Consider the following 11,334-nt stretch of genomic DNA (forward strand, 5'->3'; position numbering starts at 1 on the left):
AGGGACGTTGCATAACAAAAATGCGTTTCATGTCACGCAGTGAAACGTCCCTACAGGGTTATCATTTTTAGGACTTATGCAAAGTCTAATAATTTGATTGTTTCATTCATATTTTCACTTTCAATAATTATAGCTGTAAATTCATTCAATCCCATTCAATTTCTTTTCCATACTTGAGGAAGTAGTAAAGTTCTAGTCTTTCCTGCCTATCACAACTAAGATCGCTCGTACCATTAGTTATATCTGGAAAGTATAGTATAAACTCATTTTCTTTTTTAAATAATTTAACTGTGTCATCATTAACTTTTCCCTGCTTGAGTAAATTAGCATCATCACAAGGTTGAGAAGGTTTGGTAACAAATTGCAATGCCATTTTATATGGTTTGGGAAATGGATACTTATTTCTCAATTCTTGGGATGACCAACTATAGTAATTATCAAATGATAAGGGTATATAATTATCAGCAGCATATCTAAATTCTGAGGAAGTTGAACGAGGATCGGAAGCTATTTTTACATACATTCCCATATTAACTAGACTTTCAACAACTGGTTTAAAATCTCGATCGCCAGCAATTAAAACTGCATTGGTCATGTTATTACGAATCGTGTGATTCATCATATCTACTGTTAATAAAACATCCACTTCTTTTTGACGTTTATTGTTTGGAGTACCTACTAAACTTCCTAACTTAACGTGATATCCTTCCAGAGAACGGATTTGATTAAAATCATCCTTTTGTTTAGATTTACGAGCTTCAAAATCTTCATCTTTCTCATTTTTATTCTGAATTTCATCAAGGCAGTCATAATAGAAAACTTTTTTAGCTTTAAAATGGCTTTTGATTGCAGCAAAGTTAATATTTCTCACATCTACAATGTCATTGTTAAACCATTTAGAAGTAGCTTTTTCGTACTTGTCTCTCAAATAACCTCCATCAATAAATAGATAGGTTATTTCTGGAGGTTGATTAATGAAAGAATAGTCTACTGATTGATAACCCCGCATTTGTAATAAATCTAATTTCTTACTTCAATTTGTAATTTTTATACTACAATAAATAAAAGCCACCTGCAAATGTTGACCAAATTTTTTTGTTGATAGATCGACTCTTTTAACAAAATTCAGATAAACAGGCAGTTATGCAGATAAGATTAAACACAACTAACACCATAGACAATGGATGATACAAAGAAATAAGTCTAAAATTTCTCAATATACTAACAGAAAAATCTAAAATCTAAATGGTTGAAGCAAAATCCTATAAAGACACCGTAAACCTGCCCCAAACTAACTTTAATATGAGGGCAAACTCAGTCACCCGTGAACCAGAGCTACAAAAGTTTTGGGCAGAATCACAAATCTATGAACGTCTCTCAGAGACCAACCCAGGGGAAATCTTTACCCTACATGATGGCCCGCCTTATGCTAATGGCAACCTACATATTGGCCATGCCATGAATAAAATTCTTAAAGATATTATTAATCGCTATCAAATTCTTCAAGGGCGAAAAGTGCGTTATGTTCCTGGTTGGGATTGCCATGGTTTACCTATTGAATTAAAAGTTATTCAAAATCTTAAATCAGCAGAAAGGGCAAAACTCACACCTATAGAATTACGTCAAAAAGCTAGAGATTTTGCTCTGGAAACTGTTGATAAACAACGGGAGTCATTCAAACGTTATGGAGTTTGGGGAGACTGGGAAGATCCCTACATGACTCTGACTCCAGAATATGAAGCTGCTCAAATTGGAGTATTTGGCAAAATGGTTTTGAAAGGCTACATTTATCGTGGTCTTAAACCTGTACATTGGAGTCCGAGTTCTAAGACTGCTCTTGCGGAAGCAGAACTGGAATATCCTGAAGGTCACACATCTCAGAGTATTTATGCTGCTTTTAAAATCATGAAACTAGCAGCAGCAGTTGAAAAGTCTCTCAAACCTTATCTGGAAAAACTCTGGGTTGCCATCTGGACGACAACACCTTGGACGATACCTGGAAATTTGGCAGTCAGTGTTAACCCAGAACTTGATTATGCTATTGTCAAACCCGATGCTGACTATGCAATGGGAAAAGACAAATTATTCATAGTTGCAGCAGAAGCAGTCGAACGTTTGTCGGCAACTCTTGGCACAACTTTAACACCTGTAGCGACAGTTAAAGGTGAAGACTTAGAAAATTGCACTTACCAACACCCACTATTTGAGCGGGAAAGTAAAATTCTCATTGGTGGCGACTACGTTACTACCGACTCAGGTACAGGTTTAGTTCACACTGCTCCCGGTCATGGTCAGGAAGACTACATCGTAGGGCAGCGTTATAGTTTACCAATTTTGTCACCTGTGGATGGCAATGGAAAATTTACTGCTGAAGCAGGAGAGTTTTCCGGGTTAAATGTATTAAAAGAGGGAAATGTTGCCATCATTGAGGCACTGCAAAATGTTAACTCTCTCTTGAAAGAGGAACCCTACGAACACAAATATCCCTACGACTGGCGCACCAAAAAACCAACTATTTTCCGAGCAACCGAACAATGGTTTGCTTCTGTTGAGGGTTTCCGGGATGAAGCAGTCAAGGCGATCGCTGATGTTAACTGGATACCCGCTCAAGGAGAAAACCGCATTACCCCAATGGTGAGCGATCGCTCTGACTGGTGTATTTCTCGACAAAGAAGTTGGGGCGTTCCTATTCCGGTATTTTATGATGAAAAGACTGGGGAACCTTTGCTGACTGAGGAGACGATCGCTCATGTGCAAGGAATTATTGCTGAAAAAGGTTCTGACGCTTGGTGGGAAATGTCCGTAGAGGAGCTTTTACCGGAAAAATACCGTAAAGATGCTGATAAGTATCAGAAAGGTACAGATACAATGGATGTTTGGTTTGACTCCGGTTCATCTTGGGCAGCAGTCGCTCAACAACGGGAAGGGTTAAAATATCCAGTTGATATATATTTGGAAGGTTCCGACCAACATCGCGGTTGGTTTCAGTCAAGTTTGCTAACCAGTATTGCTACTAACGGTGTTGCACCATATAAAACTGTTTTGACTCACGGTTTTGTGCTAGATGAAAACGGGCGCAAAATGAGTAAGTCTCTGGGAAATGTGGTCGATCCGGCAATGGTTATCGAAGGTGGTAAAAATAAAAAACAAGAACCTCCTTATGGTGCAGATATTTTGCGTTTGTGGGTTTCGTCCGTAGACTATTCTTCTGATGTACCCCTTGGTAAAAATATTCTCAAGCAAACAGCAGATATTTATCGCAAAATTAGAAACACGGCGCGGTTTTTGTTGGGCAATATCCATGATTTCGATCCGGCAAAAGATTCTGTTGCTTACGAGGAAATGCCAGAGTTAGACCGTTATATGTTACACCGGATGACAGAGGTGTTTGCCGAAGTCAAGGATGGTTTTGATAAATTTCAGTATTTCCGCTTTTTCCAAACAGTTCAAAATTTCTGTGTTGTTGACTTATCTAACTTTTATTTAGATATTGCTAAAGACCGACTTTATATTAGTGCGACGCATGCTTTCAGACGGCGCAGTTGTCAGACAGTCATAGCTGTAGCTGTAGAAAATTTAGCAAAAGCGATCGCTCCAGTTTTACCCCACATGGCAGAAGATATTTGGCAAAACCTTCCTTATCCGACTCCCTACAAATCTGTATTTGAGTCTGGGTGGGTGAAATTAGAGTCAAAATGGCATAACCCAGAATTAGTCAAATCATGGGAAGAGTTACGAAAAACTCGCACTGAAGTTAACAAAGTGTTGGAAAAAGCAAGGGGAGAAAAAGCAATTGGTGCGCCCCTAGAAGCAAAGGTATTGTTGTATGTAAAAGATGCAGAATTAAGGGAGAAAATGCAAGGGTTTAACCCTGCTGCTCAACCAGAAAAAACTCAGTCAGAATTTCTCGAAGCTAAAATAGAAACTGAGCAAGAAACAATAGAAAATACAACTCCTAATAATCCGCCAAAATCTACTGCTAATTTTGCTCAAACCCAGAATTTTTTATCAGATTTACCTGATATTTTGAGCAAACTATTTAGTGCATATCAAAAAGCATTAGGAGGAATATTTTTCCTGATTATATTTCTGTTATTAATCAGAGTAACAGTAACAGTAGTAGCAACAATAAACCAAATCCCTGTAGTAAATTCCATATTAGAATTAGTGGGAATTATCTACACAATTCGCTTTGTTACTCACAATTTGTTGTTGACTAAAACTCGGCAAAGTTTGTCCGAAAAAATTAAATTGACTGCGGAGGATATATTAGGTAAAGGAGCCTTGTCACCCAAACCTAAAAAATCAACAGACAATACAGTTAAACAATCAGCAACTTTAGTATCTCCAGAAGGAGTTATTGTACCTCCTAAAAAAGTGGATTTACCCCCTGTTCCACAAGTAGTAGAAACAGAAACTTTACCTCAGCAACCCAAAAATATTAAAGCCATGATGACTGGTAATGGAGTTGATGAATTACGTTATCTGTTTATTACTTCCCAAGTAGAATTATTAGAATCTCCAGAAGCTCTAGAAAATCTTGAATATAAATCTATATCAGATTCTTTAGGCGTAGGAGTAGTCAAAGCAGATGGGCATAAATGCGATCGCTGTTGGAATTATTCTACTCATGTCGGTGTTTCCTCAGAAGACCCCACTATTTGCGAACGTTGTGTTGCTGCCTTAGCAGGAGAATTTTAACTATAGCTTGTAGTCCAGTAGGGTGCGTTAATGAAATGTAACGCACCGCCTACCCCGTGATGTTTCGATGCATTATACCAAATTAAAAAAAGAGATATTGTTGGGTTTCGGGTTCCTCAACCCAACCTACGCCTGATAAATGTTTCTGAAAAAACTTATTACTGATAAATGTTTCGGTGCGTTACGCTTCGCTAACACACCCTACAAAATCTACAATTTTTAACTTCTTACTTCTTACTTCTTACTTCTTACTTCTTACTTCTTACTTCTTACTTCTTTCTTCTTCCTTCTTCCTTCTTCCTTCAATTGCCAATTAAAACCAAAGGCGACCAATAAAACGGACTCACATACTCCCTAACATAACTTAACTTTGCCTGACGTAATGCCTCCACCTTCGTCATTCCTTGTTGCAAATTCTCATAAAATTTCACCATAATATCCTTCGTTGTCTCATCCTCCGCATTCCATAAACTCGCAATCACAGCATCGGCACCCGCACGCTCAAATAAATAGGCAACTCCCGCTATTTCTTCACCGTTGGAGTCTGCTTTCATGGCAGTTTGGCAAGCACTCAAAACGATTAGATCCGTATTTTCTAATCCTAAAAGTGCAGCATCTCTAATATGAAAAGTTTCTCCGTTGGCAAACAAAATAGTATTTGCTTCTAAACCCACACCAGGGCAACCATCCTTTTGAAAGCAACCGTGGGTAGCGAGATGCACTAAGGGAAAACTGAGGGATTCATTTTTGAAACGAGCGAGGGTTGCCTCTTCTCGAATGTAATATTTGCTTGATAACTTTTCCGCAATAATTTTGGCTTCTGCTTCTGCACCAGGGAGGTCTACTTTTGTGGGAGTGGGATTGCCAAATGCTAATACTTTCATGGGTTTAGTGTTTTTTTGCTGCTGTTTTCTGCTGCCAGAAATGCGGGTGAGGTAGTGGATGGGATATTTTTCAAGTAAATATTGGTCTGTTTGATTATCAAATAGGGTTTCAAAAGGAATATAACGCAATTTCCCTGTGGGAATGATAGCTACTTGTTTGGGGGAATAAGCTGCTATTTCTGCTTCCATCGGGCGAATGAGATAGTCATAGAGTTTTTCTTGGTTAACGTCGTAGTCGTCGGAGTTGGGGTTTTCTAGTTGGTCGCGATATTCCGTGAGGATGTCATCAAATTCTTTGCGATCTATGGGAATTTTTTTAACTACAGTGGGTTTGTCTCTGGTGACAAGGAATATGGCGATGCTATTGGGAACATTTTTAATACCAGTTAAAAGAGCAGGTTGAATAACAACGGTATCCGGTGCAATATTAGCTTTGAGTTTGTCGATGTCTTCGGGTTTGAATTCAAAAAGCTCCGCAACTTCTGGGTATTTCTCGGTAATGTCGGCAGCGAGTTGGTTAGTTTCTGCTTGTAACTGGTTAATTTGTCGGGAAAGTTGGGGACTCCATTCATCTTCTATTTTGCCATAGAGAATTTGTAATTGTTGATTATTTTGTTGCCATTGGTTAATCAGTTTTTGAGTTTCTGGGTTTTTGACTTTAGCATCAATAAGGCGAGTGTAGTCAGCGAGGTCGAAAGTAGTAGCTAGGTTATACCATTTTAAGGCTTCATTGGGTTGGTTTTGGTCAATGAGGAGATCGATCAGGGCGATCGGTGTGTAGTCATTACCTTCTAAAAAAGTCTTGCGATTTTCTTTTTTTAACCCCGCACGCATTTCTAGGATGATTATTGCTGATTCTTCCCAGTGGTTTATAGCTTTTTCTGGTTGGCTGCTATTTCGGTAAACTAAACCAATATTGCTGAGAGTAGAAGCTTTTTCAAAGCGAGATCCCACTTCTTGCATGATGGGTAAAGCTTGCTCCAAGTATTCTAATGCCTTTTGGGGTTTATCTATACTGTAGTAAACTGCACCAATATTATTGAGAGAAGTGGCTTCTCCAAAGCGATCCCCCACTTCCCGACTGATGGGTAAAGCTTGCTGGTAATATTCTAATGCTTTTTGGAGTTTACCTATACTGCTGTAAACTCTACCAATATCATTGAGAGAAGTGGCTTCTCCAGAGCGATCTCCCACTTCCCGTCTGATGGGTAAAGCTTGCTGGTAGTATTCTAATGCTTTTTGGGGTTGACTTATACTGTCGTAAACTCCACCAATACTATTGAGAGTAGTAGCTTCTCCAGAGCGATCCCCCACTTCCCGCCTGATGGGTAAAGCTTGCTGGTAGTATTCTAATGCTTTTTGGGGTTGACTTATACTGTCGTAAACTCCACCAATACTATTGAGAGTAGTAGCTTCTCCAGAGCGATCCCCCACTTCCCGCCTGATGGGTAAAGCTTGCTGGTAGTATTCTAATGCTTTTTGGGGTTGGCCTATACTGATGTAAACTAGACCAATATTATTGAGAGTAGTAGCAACACCAGAGCGATTGCCCACTTCCCGCATGATGAGTAAAGCTTGCTGGTAGTATTCTAATGCTTTTTGGGGTGGACCTGTCTTGCGGTAAACTTCACCAATATTATTGAGAGTAGTAGCAACACCAGAGCGATCGCCCACTTCCCGCATGATGGGTAAAGCTTGCTCGAAGTTTTCTAATGCTTTTTGGGGTGGACCTGTCTTGCGGTAAACTTCACCAATATTATTTAGAGTAATAGCAACACCAGAGCGATCGCCCACTTCCCGCATGATGGGTAAAGCTTGCTGGTAGTATTCTAATACTTTTTGGGGTTGATCTATACTATGGTAAACTACACCAATATTATTGAGAGTAGTAGCAACACCAGAGCGATCGCCCACTTCCCGCCTGATGGGTAAAGCTTGCTGGTAGTATTCTAATGCTTTTTGAGGTTGACCTATATTGTTGTAAACTAGACCAATATTATTGAGAGTAGTGGCAACACCAGAGCGATCGCCCACTTCCCGCATGATGGATAAAGCTTGCTCGAAGTTTTCTAATGCCTTTTGGGGTTGACCTATATTGTTGTAAACTAGACCAATATTATTGAGAGTAGTAGCAACACCAGAGCGATTGCCCACTTCCCGAAAAATCATCAAAGCTTCCTTGTAAAAGTTTAATGCTTCTTGTGGCTTGCCTATACTACTATAGTTTGAGCCAATACCAAGGTTTGCTACTGCCTCTATTGCTGGGGATTTGATTTTTCTAGCAATAGCTAATACTTGTTGAAGCGTTTCTATAGACTCCTGATATTGGTATTGCCCTCTTTGTTGCAATGCTGTTTTTATTAGCTGATCTAATTTTATTAGCTGCTCTAACTGTTGCTCTAACTTTTCTGCCTGAGAATCAGAAGTTTGGGTGTAACTCTCTTGTAGAAATAGTGGCAATATCAGGAGAGTTGTAGTCAGGGTTGTTATTCCTATTAGAGAGGTAATAATAATTCGTTTCATAGTCTTATTTTCCTCAAATAAATAATTAAATATGTATATCTTACGTCAAACAAAACGGCGTGTCATTGCGAGTGACAGCGTTTGCGGAGCATTCCGTCAGGAAAGCAATCTCGTTATTTAACTTCTGGGCAGAAGATTGCCACGGGGGGCGTAACTATTAAACACAAAACTTAACTCTTAACCCTCCCCCTCGCAATGACACCCGCCGACTTTCTAATGTCATTGCGAGGCGGTTGGTAAACTCCTCATGTTGTTCACAAAAGCGTTAAGTTAGCCGAAGCAATCTCGTTATTTAACTTTTGGGCAGAAGATTGCCACGGGGGGCGTAACTATTAAACACAAAACTTAACTGTTAATCCTCCCCCTCGCAATGACAAAACGGCGTGTCATTATTCCTCTAGCAACTGTTTATAGTTTAGACTTTCTTTTAACATGGAATTGTCGCCATATTGCTAACCATGACATCCAGAGAAAACTATCTGAAATTAGCACTAACTTTGGCTATCAATTACCAATACTTTGTACACTCTATCAATTAGCACAAAAAAACAATGATGTTACCTGATTAAATTTTAGAAGAAATTTACAAAATTCGAGAAGAAAACGCCAAACCTTTTAACTAAGATCCGGAATTAATATTAGCTGACTGGTTAGAAAGACAAAAACAATTTGAGAAAAAATGCAAAGGAAAAATCAAAATTATTAAAACTTTTTATTATTATCCTAAAGATTATGAACATTAAAATTGTAGAAAGCATGGTAGGCAAATTTTGTTGGGTTACTCCTGGGGAGAAGCAAGCTACGTTCCTCAACCAAACCTACAAAATACTATTCCTTTTTTGACTGTAATGTAGCAGTAATAATCCAAATTTGTTGCTCGGGTTCAAACTCCATCTCACTCACAACATAACGACTCTTCCCAACGTTCCACATACTTCTCCGAATATCCTCTCGATCATCTACCCGAATCACACTTTCTGGTTTAATCTCAATAGCATTCTCCTCTACATTTTCCCATACTAACCCATCCACTAGAACTTCAAAACGTCGGATATCTCCTATTTTGTCTACTTGACCCCCACGAATAATTATTATCCCATCAGAAGTTGGCCACCAAAAACCTTCTCTCTCATCAAACTCAATCCGGGTCACATTAGCAGTATCTTCTTTCCCACTACCCTGACCTCTTTTTATCGTTATATCTTGAGAATTAATACCTACTACTGAACCAGTTTGGCGATCGCCATCTTTTAGTTTTACTATGGCAATAATAGGTAATGAAACTGGAATAGGTTTTGCTTTTTCAATTTTAGTTTCAGTTGTCACAAGTAGGTTAGGGTTGGCGATCGTCTGTTTGATGTTTCCTACCACTACTGTCAGGCAAGCTACCAGAAAAATAATTGTAATTTGAGTTATCTTCACAGTTAGTACCAAATAGAAATATTAATTACCACTAATATCTTTAAACCACTATGTTAGTGAAATTTTCCGAAGATAGCCGATAACCAAAATTTGTAGGGTGCGTTAGACGGCTAAAATTTAGACTTTGAAACGCATTTAACAATCCGTCGTAACGCACCATTGCATAAAGTCAAAAGTCAAAAGTTGTTAGTATAAAATTATCAAAAATCAGAATATATAGAAAATGTTTGGTAGAATTGCCAGTTTATTAACTGTATTAGGAGTCGGCTTATATTTCACAGGTTGGATTTATCGTTGGGCTTATTATAGTTATTTTCAACTAGAAGTAACGACTCTAGATTTACCTGTAGAATCATTTTTAATTGCACCAATACAGGTATTTTTTGGCAATTTATCTGGTGGAGATTTTTCAACTTTTTTCCGTACTATAAGAATAGCGATCGCTTCTTTTATTATTTTTCCAAATATTTTCAATCTCATCAAACTTTTTACTCAAAAATTAGATAAAATTCTTAATCAATGGCGTTTAAAATTATTGAGATGGAGCTTAAAAAATAAACACCCTAAAATAACTCGTTATCTTCAATCATTTCTTTATTTTAAACAGTTTAACTATCAAAAATATGACAAAGCTTTAATTGATGAAATAGTCGTAACCTTCTGGTTATTAACAATCCTATTTTTTCTCGGAAAAACTCAAGGAAATCTTGATGCGGTACGAGACTCTCGTAGCGACACATCATTATTGCCAACAGTGACTTTAATAATCCCAGAAAACCAACTACCATTAGGCAGAAAAATTGATAAATATAAATTGACAGACGATCCCAATATTAACAATTTTCGTATTATTGGAGATATAGAATTATATGAACAGTTACTACTACGAGATTACAACAACAAAACTGATCCCAATTTTCCCCAAGTTATCTGGCGACTGCTGTTTGATACAGAAGGTCAATATTATATATTCCCCTCTCCACTAAAAAAAGATGTGCCATCAAATTTTCGCCCTCCCGTTGTAGTCATTCAGCAGAGCGATCGCGGAGAATATATCGTTATTCTCAGCCCGGAAGCACCACCTAAACCTTAGATTGATTTTGGGATGGGGAGATAGGGAGATTCGTATCAGTAAATTGCCTCGCTTCTATTTTGCGACACAAACATTAGGCACCGATCACAAACTACCGTTAAGCTATCAAACATTACATTGCGCCATAACGCACTGTTCAGTAATTTGTAGTGAAGCAACACATATTCAATAGTGGACTGTTTCATTTTAAATGTTGCAATAAATTTAGGTTGGGTTGAGTAACGTAGCTTGCTTCCCGTAAGGGTAACCCAACAAAAATCTTTCTTCCCTACTCCCCTACTCCCCTACTCCCTACTCCCTATTCCCTACTCCCTAATTATTCAGTAATGATTCAAAAGATTGCCGTAAAGATTTAATATCTCCCACTCTTGCTACTAAAAGGTTATTTTCTCCAGCATCTTTTAAGCGAGAATTCCAATACTGAACGCTATCAGCGTTATTCATCCAAAAATTAATCACCGTTTCTACAACTTTATCTACTCTCCAACTACGATAAGCAGAAATAGTTTCTACAGATTTGAGAAACACATCTAGGGAACACTTATGATGTCCTAAATATTCTACATTTAAGTTATTTTCTACTTGTAATTTTTGTTGCTGATTAAAAAAATGTAGGACTGGAGAAATACCTAAAAGTTCAAAACTATATCCCATTTACCCTTTTCCTCCTCAGAATTTGTGATATTATATATAGCAATCTCTTTTAGTTGT

The 11,334-nt window shown here is 38.1% G+C and carries 7 protein-coding genes; 3 read left to right on the top strand and 4 right to left on the bottom strand.

Annotated features, from left to right (window positions below; all coding sequences use genetic code 11):
* Nucleotides 1-145: 145 nt before the first annotated feature.
* Complete coding sequence (locus tag ACP6PL_RS22720; RefSeq protein ID WP_426547560.1) at nt 146-1,009, bottom strand: NYN domain-containing protein; 864 nt, start codon at nt 1,007-1,009, stop codon at nt 146-148.
* 236 nt (nt 1,010-1,245) lie between these two features.
* Between ACP6PL_RS22720 and ileS the strand changes: the two genes are divergently transcribed.
* Nucleotides 1,246-4,701 carry an isoleucine--tRNA ligase gene (gene ileS, locus ACP6PL_RS22725; protein ID WP_426547561.1) on the top strand — a complete coding sequence of 1,152 codons (3,456 nt, stop codon included), beginning with the start codon at nt 1,246-1,248 and terminating at the stop codon, nt 4,699-4,701.
* Between the two features lie 302 nt (nt 4,702-5,003).
* On the opposite strand, the gene ACP6PL_RS22730 is transcribed toward ileS, so the two are convergent.
* Nucleotides 5,004-8,108, bottom strand: coding sequence for a CHAT domain-containing protein (locus ACP6PL_RS22730; protein WP_426547562.1), 3,105 nt, complete (start codon nt 8,106-8,108; stop codon nt 5,004-5,006).
* A 370-nt stretch (nt 8,109-8,478) separates the two neighbouring features.
* On the opposite strand from ACP6PL_RS22730, the gene ACP6PL_RS22735 reads away from it, so the two are divergent.
* Nucleotides 8,479-8,673 carry a PIN domain-containing protein gene (locus tag ACP6PL_RS22735; RefSeq protein ID WP_426547563.1) on the top strand — a complete coding sequence of 65 codons (195 nt, stop codon included), beginning with the start codon at nt 8,479-8,481 and terminating at the stop codon, nt 8,671-8,673.
* Nucleotides 8,674-8,936: 263 nt separating this feature from the next.
* Here the strand turns inward: ACP6PL_RS22735 and ACP6PL_RS22740 are convergent, their stop codons facing one another.
* Nucleotides 8,937-9,530: a hypothetical protein gene (locus tag ACP6PL_RS22740; RefSeq protein WP_426547564.1), complete on the bottom strand. Its 594-nt coding sequence runs from the start codon at nt 9,528-9,530 to the stop codon at nt 8,937-8,939.
* 223 nt (nt 9,531-9,753) lie between these two features.
* Between ACP6PL_RS22740 and ACP6PL_RS22745 the strand changes: the two genes are divergently transcribed.
* Nucleotides 9,754-10,623 (top strand): hypothetical protein, encoded by an 870-nt coding sequence (locus tag ACP6PL_RS22745; protein WP_426547565.1) that lies wholly within the window; start codon nt 9,754-9,756, stop codon nt 10,621-10,623.
* Between the two features lie 312 nt (nt 10,624-10,935).
* Here the strand turns inward: ACP6PL_RS22745 and ACP6PL_RS22750 are convergent, their stop codons facing one another.
* Entirely contained in the window at nt 10,936-11,277 is a 342-nt protein-coding gene (locus tag ACP6PL_RS22750) for a hypothetical protein (RefSeq protein WP_426547566.1), read from the bottom strand.
* Nucleotides 11,278-11,334 lie beyond the last annotated feature (57 nt).

Source organism: Dapis purpurea BLCC-M126 (assembly GCF_050015975.1).
Taxonomy (GTDB): domain Bacteria; phylum Cyanobacteriota; class Cyanobacteriia; order Cyanobacteriales; family Microcoleaceae; genus Trichodesmium.